This is a genomic window from Mesorhizobium sp. ES1-6 (assembly GCF_020164775.1).
In the GTDB taxonomy this organism is placed as follows: domain Bacteria; phylum Pseudomonadota; class Alphaproteobacteria; order Rhizobiales; family Rhizobiaceae; genus Mesorhizobium.
This window is the reverse complement of record NZ_JAIUGU010000006.1, coordinates 251711-270432: the sequence shown is the minus strand read 5'-3', so window position 1 is coordinate 270432 and position 18722 is coordinate 251711. Positions and strand designations below refer to the sequence as shown.

General features: G+C 64.8%; 15 protein-coding genes and 1 pseudogene. 10 read left to right on the top strand and 6 right to left on the bottom strand.

Annotated features, from left to right (window positions below; genetic code table 11):
* Window positions 1-178: 178 nt before the first annotated feature.
* The 3 genes from LB564_RS17675 to LB564_RS17665 form a co-directional block, all read right to left on the bottom strand.
* Window positions 179-2551 (bottom strand): aldehyde dehydrogenase family protein, encoded by a 2373-nt coding sequence (locus LB564_RS17675; RefSeq protein WP_224539624.1) that lies wholly within the window; start codon window positions 2549-2551, stop codon window positions 179-181.
* Between the two features lie 58 nt (window positions 2552-2609).
* Window positions 2610-3656, bottom strand: coding sequence for a deoxyribose-phosphate aldolase (deoC, locus tag LB564_RS17670; RefSeq protein WP_224539622.1), 1047 nt, complete (start codon window positions 3654-3656; stop codon window positions 2610-2612).
* Between the two features lie 213 nt (window positions 3657-3869).
* A complete protein-coding gene (locus tag LB564_RS17665) occupies window positions 3870-4697 on the bottom strand; it encodes a ferredoxin--NADP reductase (protein ID WP_140703371.1) in 828 nt (275 codons plus the stop codon).
* A gap of 219 nt (window positions 4698-4916) precedes the next feature.
* Here LB564_RS17665 and LB564_RS17660 point away from each other — a divergent pair.
* The 4 genes and pseudogenes from LB564_RS17660 (at window position 4917) to LB564_RS17645 (ending at window position 10839) form a co-directional block, all read left to right on the top strand.
* Window positions 4917-7000 (top strand): annotated as a pseudogene (locus LB564_RS17660) (hydantoinase/oxoprolinase family protein).
* A 16-nt stretch (window positions 7001-7016) separates the two neighbouring features.
* Window positions 7017-8759 (top strand): hydantoinase B/oxoprolinase family protein, encoded by a 1743-nt coding sequence (locus LB564_RS17655; protein ID WP_224539826.1) that lies wholly within the window; start codon window positions 7017-7019, stop codon window positions 8757-8759.
* Window positions 8760-8880: 121 nt separating this feature from the next.
* The gene (locus LB564_RS17650) at window positions 8881-9654 is read left to right on the top strand and encodes an ABC transporter substrate-binding protein (RefSeq protein WP_224539620.1); all 774 of its coding nucleotides are present in this window, start codon (window positions 8881-8883) and stop codon (window positions 9652-9654) included.
* A gap of 69 nt (window positions 9655-9723) precedes the next feature.
* The gene (locus LB564_RS17645) at window positions 9724-10839 is read left to right on the top strand and encodes an aminomethyltransferase family protein (RefSeq protein WP_224539619.1); all 1116 of its coding nucleotides are present in this window, start codon (window positions 9724-9726) and stop codon (window positions 10837-10839) included.
* Between the two features lie 114 nt (window positions 10840-10953).
* Here the strand turns inward: LB564_RS17645 and LB564_RS17640 are convergent, their stop codons facing one another.
* From LB564_RS17640 to LB564_RS17630, 3 genes are all read right to left on the bottom strand, one after another.
* Complete coding sequence (locus LB564_RS17640; RefSeq protein ID WP_224539617.1) at window positions 10954-11610, bottom strand: methionine ABC transporter permease; 657 nt, start codon at window positions 11608-11610, stop codon at window positions 10954-10956.
* A complete protein-coding gene (locus LB564_RS17635) occupies window positions 11591-12679 on the bottom strand; it encodes a methionine ABC transporter ATP-binding protein (protein ID WP_224539615.1) in 1089 nt (362 codons plus the stop codon). Before LB564_RS17635 ends, LB564_RS17640 begins: the two co-directional genes overlap by 20 nt.
* Window positions 12680-12767: 88 nt before the next feature.
* Complete coding sequence (locus LB564_RS17630) at window positions 12768-13622, bottom strand: MetQ/NlpA family lipoprotein (RefSeq protein WP_224539613.1); 855 nt, start codon at window positions 13620-13622, stop codon at window positions 12768-12770.
* Between the two features lie 265 nt (window positions 13623-13887).
* Between LB564_RS17630 and hpaR the strand changes: the two genes are divergently transcribed.
* The 6 genes from hpaR to LB564_RS17600 all read left to right on the top strand — a co-directional run bounded on the left by hpaR (window position 13888) and on the right by LB564_RS17600 (window position 18700).
* Window positions 13888-14226, top strand: coding sequence for a homoprotocatechuate degradation operon regulator HpaR (gene hpaR, locus LB564_RS17625; protein WP_224539611.1), 339 nt, complete (start codon window positions 13888-13890; stop codon window positions 14224-14226).
* Between the two features lie 250 nt (window positions 14227-14476).
* Window positions 14477-14959: a hypothetical protein gene (locus LB564_RS17620; RefSeq protein WP_224539609.1), complete on the top strand. Its 483-nt coding sequence runs from the start codon at window positions 14477-14479 to the stop codon at window positions 14957-14959.
* Window positions 14960-15162: 203 nt separating this feature from the next.
* A complete protein-coding gene (locus LB564_RS17615; RefSeq protein WP_224539608.1) occupies window positions 15163-16257 on the top strand; it encodes a transporter substrate-binding protein in 1095 nt (364 codons plus the stop codon).
* Window positions 16254-16880 (top strand): ANTAR domain-containing response regulator, encoded by a 627-nt coding sequence (locus tag LB564_RS17610; protein WP_224539606.1) that lies wholly within the window; start codon window positions 16254-16256, stop codon window positions 16878-16880. Before LB564_RS17615 ends, LB564_RS17610 begins: the two co-directional genes overlap by 4 nt.
* Window positions 16858-17766, top strand: coding sequence for an ABC transporter permease (locus LB564_RS17605; protein ID WP_411910146.1), 909 nt, complete (start codon window positions 16858-16860; stop codon window positions 17764-17766). The genes LB564_RS17610 and LB564_RS17605 overlap by 23 nt, the downstream gene beginning before the upstream one ends.
* A 13-nt stretch (window positions 17767-17779) precedes the next feature.
* On the top strand, window positions 17780-18700 hold the full coding sequence (locus tag LB564_RS17600; RefSeq protein ID WP_224539604.1) for an ABC transporter permease: 921 nt from the start codon (window positions 17780-17782) through the stop codon (window positions 18698-18700).
* Window positions 18701-18722: the final 22 nt, after the last annotated feature.

Sequence of the window (18722 nt, the reverse complement as noted above, 5' to 3'; positions counted from 1 at the left end):
CTTTTCCTCGCCTGCTTGGATCAATTGCCTTTATCGGCGGCCGGCGAAGACGTCATGTGCCAGTCAGGCGCGATCGTGCGGCCCGCGCCAGTTCACTGATAAAGATGTTTTTTCTCGTTAAAGAACATATGCACGGGCGTCAAGCCCGAACACGATCACCATTGCGGCAGCATGGAAATCAATCGCCGTAAGGCACCCAGACGTTCTTCACCTCGATGGCGCGGCGCAGGAAAGCATCGCCGGCGGCCTCTTCGGAGGCCCAGTCGAGGCTCCGGCCATTGCCGCTCCAGACGCGCTTGAGATTGCCGATGGAGTCGGCTTCCGCCTTGGCGCAGGTGTCAGCGTCGGCGAACAGCCAGAGCCCGTCGACATCGTCATGCTTGGCCAGCACGCCGGCAAGTTCGGCGCTGCGGCCGGTGACGATGTTGATGGCGCCGGCCGGCACGTCGGAATATTCGATGATCTGATAGAGATCGGTCGCCAGCAGCGGATACCGTTCCGAAGGCGCGGCGACCACCGTGTTGCCCATGGCCAGCGCCGGAGCGACCAGCGAGATGAAGCCGAGCAAGGGCTGATTGTCGGGCGCGACGATGCCGATGACGCCGACCGGCTCATGCAGCGCCAGCGTCACGGCACGCGCCGGCGGCTGGTGCACGCGTCCCTCGAACTTGTCGGCAAGGCCGGCATAGAGGAACAGCCGTTCGATCGAGAGCTCGACCTCGTCCCGCGCGCCCTTGGCGTTGGCGCCGGTCAGCTCGGTGAGGCGGGCGGCAAACTCGCCCGCACGGCCGGAAAGGTTCTCGGCCAGGTAATAAAGCACCTGCGACCTGTTATAGGCGGTTGCTTCCGGCCAGCTCTTGCAGGCGCGCGCGGCGGAAACGGCGTCACGGATATCCTTGCGGCTGCCGAGCCCGATCTCGCCGGCAAGCTTGCCCTTGGCGGTGGCGATGCCAAGCGAGTAATTGCCATCGGGCCGCACCTGCTTGCCGCCGATGAACAGTTTTGCCGTGCGGTCGATGACGCTACCGTCGGCCTGCTCGACGGGCCGAGCGGACGACGTCGCCGGTTTGATGACCGGGCCGAGCGGCAGCTTTGCCGTCAGATATTCGAACATCCCCTCACGACCGCCCTCGCGCCCGAAACCGCTCTCGCGGTAGCCGCCGAAGCCGCAGGCGGCGTCGAACATGTTGGTGCCGTTGACCCAGACGACGCCGGCCTTGAGCTGCGGCGCGACATGAAGGGCCAGATTGACGTTCTCGCTCCACACAGAGGCGGCGAGCCCGTAGCGCGTGTTGTTGGCCAGTTCGACCGCTTCCTCGGTGTTGCGGAAGGTCATGGTTGCCAGCACCGGGCCGAACACCTCTTCCTGGGCAAGAATATTAGCCGGCGAAACACCGGTGGCCAACGTCGGCAGGTGGTAGTAGCCGGAAGACGGCAGCGCCGCATCCGGCTGCCAGCAGACGGCGCCCTGCCTGGCGCCTTCCGCGACCAGACCCTTGACCCGGTCGAGCTGTGTGGCGTCGACCAGCGGCCCGATATCGGTGTTCTTGTCGAGCGGACTGCCGACGCGCAGTCGGCTCATCCGCGTTTTGACCTTGGCGATCAAGGCTTCGGCAATGCCTTCCTGCACCAGCAGCCGCGAACCGGCGCAGCACACCTGGCCCTGGTTGAACCAGATGCCGTCGACGAGGCCCTCGACGGCGCTGTCGAGGTCGGCATCCTCGAAGACGATGAAGGCGGATTTGCCGCCAAGCTCCAGCGACAGTTTCTTGCCCGACCCGGCGGTGGCCTTGCGGATGATCTTGCCGACCTCGGAAGAGCCGGTGAAGGCGATCTTCTGGATGCCGGGATGGTTGACGATCGCCGCACCTGCTTCCGGACCGCCCTGGACGATGTTGACGACGCCCTTCGGCACGCCGGCGCGTTCGCAGATTTCGGCGAACAGGATAGCGGTCAGCGGCGTGAACTCGGCCGGCTTCAGCACCACGGTGCATCCGGCGGCGAGTGCCGGCGCTATCTTCCAGGCCAGCATCAGCAACGGAAAATTCCACGGGATGATCTGGCCGACGACACCGACGCCCTTGTGGCCGGGGAAATCCTTGTCCAGCGCCTGCGCCCAGCCGGCATGATGGATAAAATGACGGATCGCCAGCGGCACGTCGATGTCGCGGCTCTCGCGGATCGGCTTGCCATTGTCGATCGATTCAAGCACCGCGAACAACCGCTGGTGACGCTGCATGGCGCGGCCGATGGCGTAGAGCACTTTCGCGCGCTGGTATCCCGAGGCGGCCGACCACTTCGGCAGCGCCTTCGTGGCCGCGGCGACAGCCGCGTCGATATCGGCGGCATTCGCATCCGACACCTTGGCCAGAAGCTTGCCCGAAGACGGTTCTCTGGTCTCGAAGGTCTTGCCGCCGGAAGCGGCCTTCCATGCGCCGTCGATGAACAGCGCCTTGCCAAAGTCGCGCGCGGCCAACCAGGCGTCGGCCTCGTTGCGGGCTTCCGGCGCCGGGCCGTATTCCATGGCGTGATAGCGTTCGAGAATGTTCATCAGGCACTCCAGATAATTGTCAGAGAAGGCATTCCGTTACGCCCGTCAAACTCTGACGCTAAGCTATCGCGTGGCGGTGATTGGCCGAATAGTGCCCGGTCAGGTGATGTTCGAGCTGGCGCTCTATATCGGTCAGCAGGCTCGACGCGCCGAAGCGGAACAGCTCGGGCTCCAGCCACGGCCGGCCGAGCTCTTCCTTCATCAGCACCAGCCAGTCGAGCGAAACCTTGGCCGTGGAAATGCCGCCGGCCGGCTTGAATCCGATGAGATAGCCGGTCTCCTCGAAATAGGCCCTGATGGCGCGCACCATGGCCAGGCCAACGGGCAGCGTGGCGTTGACGCTTTCCTTGCCGGTCGAGGTTTTTATGAAATCGGCGCCCGCCATCATCGCCACCATCGAGGCCAGCATGACGTTGCGCAGCGTGGCGAGGTCGCCTGTGCCGAGGATGACTTTCAGATGCGCTTCACCGCAGGCGGCGCGCATCGAGACGATCTCGTTGTAAAGCTCGCGCCATTTGGCGCCGAACACCAGGCCGCGCGGAATGACGACGTCGATCTCGTCGGCGCCGTCGCGTACCGAGGCCTCGATTTCCTGCAGCCGGGTCGACAGCGGCGCCAGCCCATGCGGGAAAGCCGTGGAGACGGCGGCGACATGGATGCCGGTGCCGCGCACGGCATCGACGGCGGTGGCGACGAAGGGATGGTAGACGCAGACGGCGGCCGGCCGGATGGTCTCGCCCGCAATGCCCAGGCCCTCCATGATGTCGCGGCGCAGCGGGTTGATCGCCTTGGCGCAGAGCCGGCGCACGCGCTCCTCGGTGTCGTTGGAGTTGAGCGTTGTCAGGTCCATGCAGGCGATCGACCGCAGCAGCCAGGCCGCCTGGTTGTCGGCCTTGATCGAGCGCCGTTTGGTCAGGCTGGCGACGCGGCGTTCCAGCGCCGAACGGTTGACGCTGCGCACCGATTCCAGAAAGCCGAGGTCGAGCTTGAGGCCAGGATTGCGCGCGATGTGATGGTCCAGCGGCACCGGGGTGTTGGCGGCGGCGCGTGCCGGCAGCGGCGTCACCTTGGTGCCAAGATCGGCGTCGCGGATTGTGCTGCTCATCTCCTGCCCTTTCATTCAGCGGCGTGCGCTTGATGTCCTGGTGCGCATCGTTCGCCCAAAGCCGTTCGACAGCTTTGGGCAACACGCACGAAGATAGCCCGCGAAGCCGCGCTTCACGAGTCCTCAAGCGAGGGATAGCTGAAAAAGGCTGCAAAAGCAGCTAATTTTTGACCGGAAGGTCAAAACTCGATTGCCGAGCGTTAAGCGCGGGCCTCAGCCGACGAAGGCGCGTTCGACGACAAAAGTCGCGGGATGGCTGAGCGAACCTTCCTGGAAGCCGAGGCTTTCGGCCAATTCCTTGACGTCCTTCAGCATATGCATCGAGCCGCAGATCATGATGCGGTCGGTTTCCGGATCGAGCTTCTCGATGCCGAGGTCGCTGTAGAACTTGCCCGAGCCGATCAGCGCGGTGATGCGGCCCATGCGCGCCGACTCTTCGCGGGTCGTCGAATTGTAGAGCGTAACGCGCCCGGTGGTCAGCTCGCCGATAAGCGGGTCGCTTTCCAGCGCCGCCACCAGTTCCTGGCCATAGATCAGTTCGGCATTGTCGCGGCAGGTATGGGTCAGGATCAGCTGGTCGAATTTCTCGTACGTGTCGGGATCGCGCAGCAGGCTGGCGAAGGGCGCGATGCCGGTGCCGGTCGAGATCATGAACAGCCGCTTGGCCGGCGTCAGCGCGTCGACGACCAGCGTGCCGGTCGACTTCTGGCGCATGATGACGGTGTCGCCGACCTGGATCTTCTGCAACTCCGACGTCAGCGGGCCGTCCGGCACCTTGATCGAGAAGAATTCCAGCTCTTCGTCCCAGGCCGGGCTTGCCACGGAATACGCACGGTACACCGGCTTCTCGGCGTTGGGCAGGCCGATCATGACGAACTCGCCGGAGCGGAAGCGCAGCGACTGCGGCCGGGTGATGCGGAACGAGAACAGCCGGTCGGTATAGTGCTTCACCGAGACGACGGTTTGCGCATAGACATTGGCCGGAATCGGGAACTGCAGCGGACGGGCTTCAGCGGTGTTGAACGCGGGCGTGGTGTTCATCAATTCCAACCTTCTCGCCCAATGAGAGACGCGGGCGCCGAACTTTCCCGTGCGCGCCCGAACCATTCAGGTCCCGGCGTGCCATGCACGCTACCGAGGCGGTAAGCTCTTGTGTCGGGAATTTATTAGTATACAAACGATATTTGCGTCAAGATGGCGCCGTGAAACACCTTTCCAAACTGCGGCATATCCGTAGTCCCAGCATTTCGGGTTTCGACAATGGAAGAGAATTTTTCGGTGCTGTCGCCGGATTCCCTGGGCAGCGTGGTTGCCGGCATCGATGTCGGCGGAACCTTCACCGACCTGCTTCTGATCGATGGCAAGGACGGTGGCAAGGTCTATCTCGCCAAGACCCCGACCACGGTCGACAACCAGGCTTTTGGCGTGGTGTCGGCGCTCGGCGCCACCGGTTTTCCGGTCGACGGCATCGACCTCATCGTGCATGGCACGACCACCACCACCAATGCGGTGCTGGAGCGCCGGCTGGCCAAACCGGCATGATCACCACGCGCGGTTTTCGCGACGTGATCGAGCTCGGCCGGCGCACGCGGCCGCAGCCCTATGGCATGACGGGCACCTTCGTTCCCATCATTCCGCGCAATCTCAGGCTCGAAGTGTCGGAGCGTGTCGAGGCCTCAGGCGCTATCCGCACGCCACTCGACGAGGCCGAAATGCGCGATGCCGTGCAGGCGCTTATCGCCGCCGGCTGCGAATCCCTCGTCATCCACTTCCTGCACTCCTACGCCAACCCCGGACATGAGCGGCGCGCAGCCGAAATCGCCGCCGAATTCTGGCCGAACGGCTACATCACCACGGGCCATGCGCTGCTGTCGGAAGCGCGCGAATTCGAACGCGGCGTAACGGCCTCGGTTAATGCCTCGGTGCAGCCGATCCTCGAGCGCTATGTCGAGCGGCTGCGCAAGGAATTGGCGGCACAAGGCTATGGCCGCGACTTCCTCATCATGAACGGCAATGGCGGGATGATCTCGGCCCGCTTCGTCACACGTGAATCGGCCAAGACGGTGATGTCGGGCCCCGCCTCCGGCGTCATCGCCGCCGCCTATACGGGCAAGCGCGCCGGCTTCGAAAACCTCGTCACCTACGACATGGGCGGCACTTCCACCGACGTGGCGTTGATCCGCAATGCCGAGCCGGCGGTCTCGAACGAGATCGAGATCGAATATGCCATGCCCATCCACGTGCCGATGGTGGCGGTGCACACGGTCGGCGCCGGCGGCGGCTCGATCGCCCGCGTCGATGCGGCCGGCCTGATCCAGATCGGCCCGGAAAGTGCCGGCGCCAATCCCGGCCCGATCTGCTACGGCCGTGGCGGCACCGAGCCGACCATCACCGACGCCAATCTTGTGCTCGGCCGGCTGGCGCCGAAGAAATTGCTGGCGGTCGACAATCCGGTCACGGCGGAGCGCGTCACCGGCATTTTCGAGGACAGGATCGGCAAGGCGACCGGCCTGTCCGGCGTCGAGGCGGCTGGCGCGGTGCTGCGCCTCGGCAACATGAAGATGGCCGGCGCCATCCGCATGGTCTCGGTGTCGCGCGGTCATGACCCGCGCGATTTCGCGCTGTTCGCCTTCGGCGGCGCCGGGCCGCTGCACGCCACCGCGCTCGCCCGCGAACTCGGCCTGCCCAAAGTGCTGGTGCCGGCCCGTCCCGGCATCACCAACGCGCTCGGCTGCGTCGTCGCCGATCTGCGCCATGATTTCGTCAACACCATCAACCAGCCCGTGGCCCTTCTTGATGAAAGCCAGCTCCACCAAGTATTGGAACGGCACCGGAACGAAGGTGGGGAGTTGATCGGCAAGGAGGCGGTGAAACCGGAGAGGATCCGCGTCACCCATTCCGCCGACATGCAGTTCGTCGGCCAAACCCACATCATCAACGTGCCGCTGCCGTCTTCGACGGTGACGCGGAGCGAATTGCAGGCTTTGTTCGAAAAAGCCTATTTCGCCCGCTTCAAGGTCGAGCTGCCGGAAATCCGCGCCAACCTCGTCAACCTCAATACCTCGGTCACCGGCGTGCGCCCGGCGATCGACCTGTCGCGCCTGATCGACCCGGCCGGTCGCGCAAAAACACTGGAAGAGGCGCGGCGTGAAATCCGGCCGGTCTGGTACGCCGGCCACTGGCACGACACGCCGGTATACATCAGGGAAAAGCTGCCGCTCGACGCCATCATCGAAGGCCCGGCGATCCTCGAACAGATGGACGCCACCACCGTGCTCGAGCCCGGCGACCGCGCGCGCTCGGACCCCGACGGCAACATCATCATCGACATCGGCGAGGCCTGAGATGCCCGACATTGATATGGCAAAGCTCGACGCCATTACGCTTTCGGTCCTCCAGGCCGCCTTGCAGCAGGTCTGCGACGAGATGGACCTGACCTTTTCCCGCGCCGCCTTCTCGCCCGTCATCGCCGAGGCCAACGACCGTTCCGACGGCATCTATTCCGCCGTTGACGGTTCGCTGATCGCGCAGGGCAGCCAGGGCCTGCCGGTGTTCGTCGGCGTCATGCAATATTCGACCAGGACGGTGATCGAAATGATCGCCGATGGCCGCTGCCTGGCCCCGGAGCCGGGCGACATCTACATCGTGAACGACCCCTATCTCGGCGGCACGCATCTGATGGACGTGCGCTTCGTCATGCCCGTCTATCGCGGCGGAAAGATCTTCTGCTGGTTGTCCAACACCGGCCATTGGCCCGACATTGGAGGCTCCGTGCCCGGCGGCTTCTCGGCATCCGCCACCGCCGTCGAGCAGGAAGGCCTGCGGCTGCCGCCGGTAAAGCTGTTCAAGAAGGGCGTGCTCGATCCTGAAATCTACGCCATCATCTGCTCCAACATCCGGGTTGCCGACCAGCGCATCGGCGACATCAGGGCGCAAGCAGCAGCCCTGCTGATCGGCCAGGATAGGCTCAATGGAATCTTGGATCGTTACGGAGACGAAACCGTTGTCGCGGCGATCGCCGAACTGCGCCGCCGCGCCGCCGAGCAGATGCGCGCCAACATATCCGCCATTCCCGACGGCACCTACCGCTCCCGAGCCTTTGTCGATTCCGACGGCGTGGTCAACGAGCCCCTGACCATAGCGCTCGCCGTCGAAAAAAAGGACAACACGCTGACCTTCGATTTCTCCGGCTCGTCGAAGCCCTGCGCCGGGCCGATGAACAGCGTATTGGCGACCACCCTGTCCTCGGTCTATCTCGCCATGCGCCATATCTTCCCGGACGTGCCGATCAGCGCCGGCGCTTTTGAACCGCTTGAGGTCAAACGGCCGGAGGGCACTTTCCTCGATGCAAAGTATCCGCGCCCGGTCTCGGGCTGCGCAGCCGAGGTGTCGCAGCGCATCGCCGAGGCGGTGTTCGCCGCCATGGTGCAGGCGTTGCCCGACAAGGTGACGGCGGCTCCCGCCGGCTCCAGCGGCAATTTCGCGCTTGGCGGCAGCGATCCCGCGCGCGGCCGCGATTATGTCATGTACCAAATATCCGGCGGCGGCTATGGCGGCAATTCGGGCCATGACGGCCTCACAAATGGCTGCTCGACCATCGGCATTTCGAAATCGCCGCCGGTCGAGATCATGGAGCAGGCCTTTCCCGTGCTCTACCGCCACTATGCCTTGCGCGAAGGCTCGGGCGGCGCCGGCAAGCATCGCGGCGGTTTCGGCCTCGCCTACGAGGTCGAGATCCTGCGCGGCGAGGCGCGCGCGTCCTTCGTCATGGACCATGGCCGTTTCGGGCCGCAAGGCGTCCTTGGCGGGGAGGACGGCGAACCCAACAGCGTGATCGTCTTCCGCGATGGCGCGGAACACATACCGCCGCACCTTTCCAAGGAGCAGGACATCCCGCTGAAGGCCGGCGACCGCGTGCGCGTCGGCACGCCCGGCGGCGGCGGTTATGGCGATCCGCGTGAGCGAGACGCGGAGCAGGTGCGGCGCGATGTGGCGCTGGGCTATTACACCTTCGAGCAAGCCAGGGAAAAATTTGGCGTCGTATTGGCGGCGGGTGATCTCATCGACGATCGGATGGCAATGCACAATCAGCAAACCGGCTAACCACCGCAGGTCGCCCGCGCGGATCGTTCACAGCGCCGTGATCGCCGCATGACATGTCGTTTCCGTCTCCGCCGGGAGCATGAAAGCCCGTAGATTTATCCGGTCAACGGAGATCTCGAACATGCATCTTTTTGGTCGTTTCGTGCTTGCCGCTTCCGTCGCCGTCACCCTCGCCACGGGTGCTGCTTCCGCCCAGGAGAAACTGCGGCTTGGCACCGAGGGTGCCTATCCGCCCTTCAACTACGCCAATGCCGACGGCACGCTGGGCGGTTTCGACATCGATCTCGGCAAGGCGCTGTGCACCGAGATGAAGGTCGAGTGCGAATTCGCCGTCCAGGACTTCGACGGTTCGATCCCCGCGCTGCAGGCCGGCAAGTTCGACGCCATCATCAACATCACCATCACGCCCGAGCGGGCGCAGAAGGTCGAGTTCACCCACAAATACTACCAGACGCCGCCGGCCATCGCCGTGCCGAAGGAGTCGACCATCGCGGGCACCTCGCCGGACGATCTCAAGGGCAAGGTGCTCGGCGTGCAGAGCGCCACCATCCACCAGAATTTCGCCGAGCAGAAATACAAGGGATCGACCGTCAAGGCCTATCCGACGGGCGACGACGCCCGCACCGACATGGCCAATGGCCGCCTCGACGCGATGATGGATGGCTCGATTATCCTGACCGAATGGCTGAAGAAGCCCGACGGCGCCTGCTGCAAATTGCTGGGCACGCTGACCGCCGATCCGGCCATTCATGGCCCCGGCGTCGGCATCGCGCTGCAGAAGGGCAACAAGGACCTGGCCGACAGGTTCAACGCGGCGATCGACGCGCTGCGCGCCAACGGAAAATACAAGGAGATCAACGACAAGTATTTTGCCTTCGACGTCTACGGTTCCTGAGACCGACGACAAACCCCCTCCGGCAGCGCCTGATGGCGCTGCCGATTTTCATCCATACGGAGAAATTCCTTGGCCGAGCGGCGCTCCCCTTTCTACAGCGGTATTGTCGGGCTTGGCGCCACCATGGGCCGTGTCGGCGGCGACTTCATCTCGGCCAAATACTATTCCGGCATTGCCGACGAACACCTGAACACGCGCGCCAATGTCGGCGTGCAGGACCTCAGCACCATGGGCAAGATGGACATCAAGGGACCGGACGCCGAGGCGCTGGTCAACCATGTCATCGTCAACGATGCCTCGGCGATGAAGCCGGGCCAGGTCCGCTACTCCACGGTCTGCCGCGAGGATGGCGGCATCATGGACGATCTCACCGTGTTCCGGCTGGCACCCGAGCACTTCATGCTGGTGACCGGCTCCGTCAACCGCCTGAAGATGCTGCCCTGGCTGCAGCATCATGCTGAGGGCCGCAAGGCCTATGTCACCGACATCACGGCGGCGGTCGCTTTTCCCACCATCCAGGGCCCGCGCTCGCGCGACCTGTTGAAAGCTCTGGTCACGGATGCCGATCTCGATGGGTTGAAGCGCTGGGCGTTCACCTCGGGGCGTGTCGGCGAAACCAAGGTGTTGATCTCGCGCACCGGCGTCACCGGCGAACTCGGCTTCGAACTCTTCGTGCCGGCCGATGAGGCGGCTTCGGTCTGGGACGCGCTGATGAAGGCCGGCCGCGATTTCGGCCTGAAGCCCTATGGCGTGCTGGCCATGTTCACGCTCGGTCTGGAAAAGGCCTATCCCGCGCATGGCATCGACATGGACGAGACCCGCACGCCGTTCCATGTCGGCCTCGACCGCTGGATCAAGTTCGACAAGGGCGATTTCATCGGCCGCGAAGCGCTGTTCAAAGTGCGCGACAAGGGTCTCGACGAACGCTGGACCGGCCTGATCCTCGATGGCGACACGCCGGCAGCGACGGATGCGCGGGTGATGGCCGATGGCAGGGATGTCGGCGTGGTCACCTACAGCGACCATGGCTATTCCCTGGGCAAGGTGCTGGCGACAGCGCATCTGCGGCTGCCGTTCACGGCTGTTGGAACGGAACTCAGCATCGCCATTGAAGGCAAGCCGGTCCGCGCCATGGTGGCGCCGATGCCGTTCTTCGATCCGGAAGGGGCGAGGTTGCGGGGTTAGCGCGACTTGCGTCGACAGGCCGCTGCCTTCGCGATTGGCCGAAACGGCCTGACATCGTCATCCTATGGCGAAGCGATCGGCGGTGGCCCCAATCGCTGACAGTCAGCCGGCTCATCACCCCCGGCGATCGAGCCGCGCCACCAGACGATCCCCTACCCACTGGATGCCGCAAACCAGTATGATCAGCACGATCACCACGGCGATCATCACGCTGGTTTCAAACCGCTGATAGCCGTAGCGGATGGCAAGGTCGCCGAGTCCGCCCGCACCGATGGCGCCGGCCATGGCCGAGGCGCCGACCAGCGTCACCAGCGTCACGGTGAAGCCGGCGACGATGCCGGGCAGCGCCTCCGGCACCAGCACCTCGCGGATGATGGTCCAGCGGTTGCCGCCCATCGCGCGCGCCGCCTCGATCAGCCCGTGGTCGACCTCCCGCAGCGACACTTCGGCGATGCGCGCATAGTAGGGCGTGGCGGCGATCGACAGCGGCACGATCGCCGCCCAGGTGCCGATCGAGGTGCCGACGATCAGCCGCGTCACCGGGATCAGCGCCACCAGAAGGATGATGAACGGCACCGAGCGGAAGCCGTTGATGACGGCGGCGAGCACCCGGTTCACCCACGGGCTTTCGGCTATGCCGCCGCGCTCCGTGGCGATCAGCGCCAAGCCGAGCGGCAGGCCGAAGACCAGCGAGATCAGGCCGGAGGCGGCCGTCATCAGCACCGTCTCCCGGATCGACCGCAGCAGAAGCTCAAACAGGATCGGCGACATGGCCAAGCACCTCCACCCGCGCCTGGCGGGACTTTAGAAAAGCGATCACCTCGGCGAGATGGCCCGCATCGCCGCCAGGGATGGACAGGAACAGCGTTCCGACCGGCTGCTGCTGAATATGGTCGATGCCGCCATGAACGAGCCGGAAGGCGCCAGGCACGGCTCTCGCAAGGTCGGAGAGCAGTGGGCCGCGCGCGGCTTCGCCGGCCACATCCACCCGCAGGATGGTTTGCGCGCCGGCTGACGGACGGAGCCGGGCCGCCAGCTCCGGCGGCAGTTGCGGCCGGATGGCGCCGAGCAGGCGTTTTGTGATGCCGGATTGCGGATCGGCGAACACCGACCAGACCGGCCCTTGCTCGACGATGCGTCCGGCGTCGATGATCGCCACGCGGTCGGCGATCGAGCGGATCACCTCCATCTCGTGGGTGATCAAAAGGATGGTCAGGCCAAGCTGCCGGTTGATGTCCTTGAGCAGGGCGAGAATGGACCGGGTCGTCTCCGGGTCGAGCGCCGATGTCGCTTCGTCAGACAGAAGCAGCGCCGGCCGAGCGGCCAGCGCCCTGGCAATGCCGACGCGCTGCTTCTGGCCGCCCGACAGCGACGCCGGATAGGCTTTCGCCTTTTCCGACAGGCCGACGAGATCGAGCAGCTCCGCCGCCCGCTTCAGCCGCTCGGCCTTTGGCCGGCCCCCGATCTTCAGCGGCAGCGCCACATTGTCCTCGACGGTCTTGGCCGACAGCAGGTTGAAATGCTGGAAGATCATGCCGATGCGCCGCCGCAGCGGCTGCAGGTCACGCTCGCGGAGCCGGCTGATCTCGCGGCCCTCGATGAACACCTCGCCGGTGTCGGGGCGCTCCAGCCCGTTCAGGCAGCGGATCAGCGTCGATTTGCCGGCGCCGCTGCGGCCGATGATGCCGAGGATCTCGCCCTTGCGCACCGTCAGTGAAATGCCGTCGAGCGCCGCCGTCGCGCCGAAGCGGCGCTTCAGCTCGACAAGGCGCACAACGTCCTGTGCCGGTGCATCGGCGTCGTCCGTGTTCTCGATGGCTGCGGTCGCATGCTGGTTCATACGCGGATCCCGAAACAGGATTGCTGCCCGCGCATCGCACGGACCGCACTTCTCTCGTCAAAGCAGACACTTTCGTGCCAGGATTTGCTCAGTAGGCGCTGAGACCGGTGCCCTTGTAGACCTTGTCGAACTCAGCCTTGACCGCCTCGTTCTGGTAGGAGGCGACCAGCGTCTTCACCCAGGCCTCGTTCTCGTTGCCGACCTTGACGGCGATGAAGTTGCGATAGGGATTGTCGGCGATCGACTCCTGCGCGATGCGGTTTTCCGGGGTCAGGCCGCTTTTCAGCGCCCAGTCGGTGTTGACCACGGCGGCGTCGAGATCCTCGACCGAGCGGCCGACGATACCGGCGTCGAGCTCCTTGATCTCGAATTTCTTCGCATTCTCGGCGATGTCGGCGGTGGTGGCCAGGATGCCGGCGCCGTCCTTCAGCTTGATCACGCCCTCATTCTGCAGCACGCGCAGCGCCCGGCCTTCATTGGACGGGTCGTTCGGCACGCCGATCACCGCGCCTTCCGGCAGGTCGGCGACCTTCGTGTACTTCTTGGAGTAGAGGCCGATCGGCCACACGCCGGTATAGCCGACGCGCACGATATGGTAGCCCTGCGTCTTGATCTGGTTGTCGAGATAGGGCTGGTGCTGGAAGGCGTTGGCGTCGATCTCGCCGCGCTCCAGCGCCTCGTTGGGCTGGGTATAGTCGTTGAACACCACGGTCTCGATGCTCAGGCCCTTCTCGGCGGCTTTAGCGACCACGACGCGCCAGACATCCTCGTCCTCGCCGCTGATGATGCCGACCTTGATCGCCTTCTTGTCCTCGGCGAAGGAGGCATGCGGCGCCATCAGGCTGCCGATCGCCACAGCCGAGGCGAACAGCAGAGCGAGGCCGCTGCGCCGGTTGATGGTTGACCTTGGGGAAGAGGACAAAGTGTTGTTGAAGTCGGACATGTCTGATTCTCTGGGGTTGTGAAGTCATGGCAGCAAGGCGGGTTGCCTAGGCTTGGTCACATCATCAGAATTCTATCGATTTTATCAAAGAACGTGTTTCGCCGTTCTCGGCCAAGCCGGGAATATTCTCTCAAAAATTTTGGGGAAGAGAGCAAAACACGCCGCAGGATCGGCTATCGTCCGTTGCGATCCGATCCCGTGGCCCAGAAGAGCCGGCGAGGTGCCCACGAGCCCGGCCGTCGTGTTTCCCTCCGGATTTATAGTGTTGTTACAATTGTTGGTCGCGCATGACGTGACCGAGCAGCAATGGCGGGTGCTGCACGTGCTGAGCGAGGCCGGTCCGATCGAGGCGACGGAGCTTGCGGATCGCGCCTCGGTGCTGCCGCCCAGCCTGACCCGCATCATCAAGACCCTCGAAGGCCGAAAATTCATCACCCGCAACAAGGCGCAAGGCGACGGCCGTTGCGTCGTGCTCGCCATTGCTCCGGCCGGCTCGGCGCTGATCGAGGTGCTGTCGCCCGAACGTCGCGTCATCTATGACGACATCGAACGACGCTTCGGCCGTGAACGGCTCGAGCAATTGCTCGATCCCTGGAAATCCTGATCGACGGCAAAGGCTGACCGCTCCGCGGCGTGGGCCGTTCGCCTCGCCTCGAGCGCAAACTGCCCAGCCGCGTGGCGCCGGCGGCAGTTGCAGGGACATTGATCCTTACGCTGATTGATTGTGCCTGCGACCAGCATTCTTCCCTGATGCGGCCATGGCCACCTTTTCGTGAAGGCGGGCGGGTTGATCGGGCGGCCTTCTTGCCTAGGTAGAGAGTGCGGCAGGGCGCCACGCGATCTCAACAATCGGTATGACATTTTCCACTATTCGAAAGCTTGCCCTTTCTGGTCTCGTCGTCGTCGTCCAGTCTTCCTGCGTCGTTCCCGACGACACGTCGCGCATCGCCAAGGTCGATCCTACGGCGGCGGCGGCTCGCAAGGAGATGGTCGGCCTCAGCGAAGCCGACGTTCGAATGTGCGCGGGGTTTCCAACCGCCACCGCGGACGCCGGCGGATCCGGCCAGATCTGGACTTACAAGCGCGTCGTTCAGCGCGGCAATCTCAGCATCGTCGTCCCCACCCTGTCGGTGGGGCCGGTCCCGGCCCTCGGTGGTTCCCTCAATGTCGCCCCCGGCGGCTATTGCGACACGCAAGTCCGCATGGTCGGCGGCCGCGTCGCCGAAGTTGCCTACGCCGGCGACAACAATCTGCCCAGCAGGCGCGACGCGCTCTGTGTCAGCACCGTGGACGCTTGCGTGGCCTATGCCCGCCAACACAGGCAGGTGACCAAATAGGTGGGGCGACAAGGGGATTCCGCGGGAAACGGCGATGGCCGGGCTTCGGTATTTGACGCGGATGGCGTTGAGGGCTTGACTGCCCCGCCGGACCGAATACGCTAGCGCAAAATACCGGCTCTGATCGCCGGGCGGCAAATATGCCTCGTATGCCTCGCCTTTCCGGCGCTGGCTGCGGGGCATTGTCATTTCTGGGGTCTTGTTTGAAACGGCGTATCGAAATCGGCATCCTCTATTCCCGCTCGGGGAGCTATCAGCTCGTCTCCGACGCGTGCCGCATCGGCGCCATGCGCGCCATCGCCGACATCAATGCCGACCGCAGCTCGGGTATCGAACTGGTGCCGGTCGAACGCGATCCGCAAAGCAACGCCGACCGCTACGCGACGCTCTGCGAGGACATTTTCAGGACCAGCAGCGCCCGCCACGTCGTCGGCTGCGTCACCTCCTGGAGCCGCAAGGAGACCATTCCCGTGCTGGAGAAGGCGGGCGGCATGCTCTGGTATGCCTGCCCCTATGAGGGGTTCGAGGCCAACGAGCATGTCGTCTACATGCACGCCTGTCCCAACCAGCACCTGGTGCCGCTACTGGCGCATGTCGTGCCGCGCTTCGGCGCCAACGGTTTTCTGCTCGGATCGAACTACATCTGGGGCTGGGAGATGAACCGTGTCGCGCGCGACCTGATCGCCGATGCCGGCGGCAAGGTCTTGGGCGAGCGCTATCTGCGCATCGGCGAGACCGACGTGTCGCGCCTGATTGCCGAAATCAGGGCGACGCGGCCGAATTTCATCCTCAACAATCTGATCGGCACCTCGTCCTATGCCTTCCTGGCCGCCTATCGCGACCTGGGCGTCGAGGATCCGGCCTTCAGCCCGCAAAACTGCCCGGTCATTTCCTGCAACCTGACCGAGGGCGAGCTGCCGGCGATCGGCGAGACGGGCAAAGGCCATCTGTCGGTCGGGCCCTATTTCGCGCCGCGTCCGGCCGCCTTCGCCTCGTCCTTCGAAGCCTCGGCCTATGCCTCGGTGCAAGTGATGGCCGACGTGCTGTCGCGTGATCCCGAGGCCGGCCCGGCGGAATTTTCCAGGACCTTCGCCGAGCGGCGCTTTTCCACCCGGCTCGGACCGATCGCCATCGACGCGCATTCCCAGCACGCCACGCTGCCCGTCATCATAGGCCGGATCGCTGACGGTTTCTTCGAAGTCGTCAGCCGCGAGGACGAGGTCGCACCGGATCCCTACCTGTCACGCTACGATCCGGCAAAAACATTCGGCCGGCCGCGCCTGCGGGTGGTGTCGTGACCCGCACGCCGCGCATCCCCAATCTCGGCGGCGCCAGGGCGTTTGTCCTGCATCGCCCGCACCCGACGGTGCAGGCGATCACCAGGCAATTGTCGGCCATCGGCCTTGTCACCGTGGACTGCTGGCCGGAACTGGCGGCGGAAGCGCTGGCCGCGGACTTCGTCTTCTTCGATGCCGATCTCGGCTTCGACGAGCAATTTCCCTGGAAGCCGGGCGAGGCGCCGATGCCGCTGGTGGCGCTGATCGGCTCGGAAGCGCCCGGTCGCATCGAATGGGCGCTGTCGCACAAGGCCGACGCCCAGCTCCTGAAGCCGGTCGGCAATGCCGGCGTCTACAGCGCACTGCTGATCGCGCGCCAGAGCTTCGAGGCACGAAAGAACTTAGCCGGCGAGATTGCCGCGCTGCGCCAGCGCGTCGCCGAACGCCAGACCATCGTGCGGGCTGTCTCAGCTTTGGCCAAAGGCAGCGACGACGAGCGCGCCTATGCGCAACTGCGCTCACTGGCGATGAGCTGGCAGATCAGCGTCGAGGACGCCGCGCGCCGTATCGTGGCAATGACCGAGGACGTAACGGGAGAGGCCAAGAGCGGGGAGAGCGGCGATGACCAGTCCCATCGCGCCTGACCTCGCGGCGACGGCGCGCATGCCGTTAAAACCGCGCGCCGGCGTCTGGCGCCGGCTGGCCCAGCGCCGCCTGGCGCTGCTCGGCCTGGTCATCGTGGCCGTCGTCGTCGCCGGCGCGATCCTGGCGCCGTGGCTGACCGGCTACGACCCCAACGAGCAGATGTTCGATGGCTTGACCATCGAGGGCTCGCCGCTGCCGCCGAATGCGAAATTCTGGCTGGGCACCGACCTGCTCGGGCGTGACCTGTTGACCCGCATCCTCTACGGCGCCCGCACCTCCTTGATCATCGGCATCGTCGCCAATGGCGTCGCGCTCTTCATCGGCACGCTGGTCGGGGTCACCGCGGGCTATTTCCGCGGCTGGGTCGGCAGTGTGTTGATGCGTTTCACCGATCTGATGATGGCCTTCCCGGCGCTGCTGCTAGCCATCTGCCTGGCGGCCGTGTTCCAGCCCAGCCTGTGGATCGTCGCCATGGTCATCGCCCTGGTCAACTGGGTGCAGACGGCGCGCGTCATCTACACCGAGACGTCCTCGCTCGCCGAGCGCGAATTCATCGACGCCGAGCGCACCATCGGCGCGAGTGCGCCGCGCATCCTGTTTCGCCACATCCTGCCGCATCTCCTGCCCACCATCATCGTCTGGGGCACGCTCGGCATCTCGACCACGGTGCTGCTCGAAGCGACGCTCTCCTTCCTCGGCATCGGCGTGCAGCCGCCGACGGCATCGTGGGGCAACATCATCTTCGAGAACCAGACCTATTTTCAGGCCGCGCCCTGGCTGGTTTTCTTTCCCGGCGCCGCGATCCTGGCGCTGGCGCTGGCCTTCAACCTGATCGGCGACGCGCTGCGCGACATTCTCGACCCGACGCAAAGGGGCCGGGCATGATGGGAGGCCGGGCATGATCGCCTATCTCGGCCGCCGGCTGATCCAGTCGCTGCTCATCCTGCTCGGCGTCTCGCTGATCACCTTCGCGCTGCTCTATCTCCTGCCCGCCGATCCGGTGCGCCAGATCGCCGGCCGCAGCGCCACGCCGCAGACGGTGGAGAACATCCGCCAACAGCTCGGCCTCGACCAACCCTTCATCGTCCAGTACTGGCACTATCTCACGAAGCTCGTCAGTGGCGATCTCGGCCGCTCCTACATCCAGCGCTCCGAAGTGACCGAACTCATCGTCTCGCGCCTGCCGGCGAGCCTGCTTCTGATGGCCGGCGCCATCCTGTGCGAATTGCTGATCGGCCTCTCGATGGGCCTGATCGCCGCCGTCAAGCGCGGCACCGCCACCGACCAGACGCTGATGGTCGCCTCCTTCGTCGGCGTCTCGGCGCCGCAATTCGTCGTCGGCCTTTTGCTGCTCTACGTCTTTGCCGTGCGATTGAGCTGGTTTCCGATCGGTGGCTACGGCACCTGGCGCCATCTCGTGCTGCCATCGCTGACCATGGGCATCCTCGGCGCCGGCTGGTACGCACGCATGATGCGCTCTTCGATGATCGACGTGCTGCGCCAGGATTATGTGCGCACCGCGCGTGCGAAAGGCCTGGCTCGCGGCGCCATCATCTTCCGCCACGCCCTGCCCAACGCCATCCTGCCGGTCATCGCCATGATCGGCATCGACATCGGCATCTTCATGGGCGGCATCGTCGTCGTCGAGAGCGTGTTCGGCTGGCCCGGCATCGGCCAACTCGCCTGGCAGGCCATCCAGCGTGTCGACATCCCAATCATCATGGGTGTCACGCTGGTGTCGGCTTTCGCTATCGTGCTCGGCAACCTCTTGGCCGACATCATCGCGCCGTTCATCGACCCCCGCATCAAACTGAGATGAGCATCAAGCTCGGATGAAACCA

Bases quoted from the DNA above. Each gene is read 5' to 3' on its own strand.
- LB564_RS17675 (WP_224539624.1), bottom strand. From the start codon at position 2,551: ATGAACATTCTCGAACGCTATCACGCCATGGAATACGGCCCGGCGCCG.
- deoC (WP_224539622.1), bottom strand. From the start codon at position 3,656: ATGAGCAGCACAATCCGCGACGCCGATCTTGGCACCAAGGTGACGCCG.
- LB564_RS17665 (WP_140703371.1), bottom strand. From the start codon at position 4,697: ATGAACACCACGCCCGCGTTCAACACCGCTGAAGCCCGTCCGCTGCAG.
- LB564_RS17655 (WP_224539826.1), top strand. From the start codon at position 7,017: ATGGCAAAGCTCGACGCCATTACGCTTTCGGTCCTCCAGGCCGCCTTG.
- LB564_RS17650 (WP_224539620.1), top strand. From the start codon at position 8,881: ATGCATCTTTTTGGTCGTTTCGTGCTTGCCGCTTCCGTCGCCGTCACC.
- LB564_RS17640 (WP_224539617.1), bottom strand. From the start codon at position 11,610: ATGTCGCCGATCCTGTTTGAGCTTCTGCTGCGGTCGATCCGGGAGACG.
- LB564_RS17635 (WP_224539615.1), bottom strand. From the start codon at position 12,679: ATGAACCAGCATGCGACCGCAGCCATCGAGAACACGGACGACGCCGAT.
- LB564_RS17630 (WP_224539613.1), bottom strand. From the start codon at position 13,622: ATGTCCGACTTCAACAACACTTTGTCCTCTTCCCCAAGGTCAACCATC.
- LB564_RS17620 (WP_224539609.1), top strand. From the start codon at position 14,477: ATGACATTTTCCACTATTCGAAAGCTTGCCCTTTCTGGTCTCGTCGTC.
- LB564_RS17605 (WP_411910146.1), top strand. From the start codon at position 16,858: ATGACCAGTCCCATCGCGCCTGACCTCGCGGCGACGGCGCGCATGCCG.
- LB564_RS17600 (WP_224539604.1), top strand. From the start codon at position 17,780: ATGATCGCCTATCTCGGCCGCCGGCTGATCCAGTCGCTGCTCATCCTG.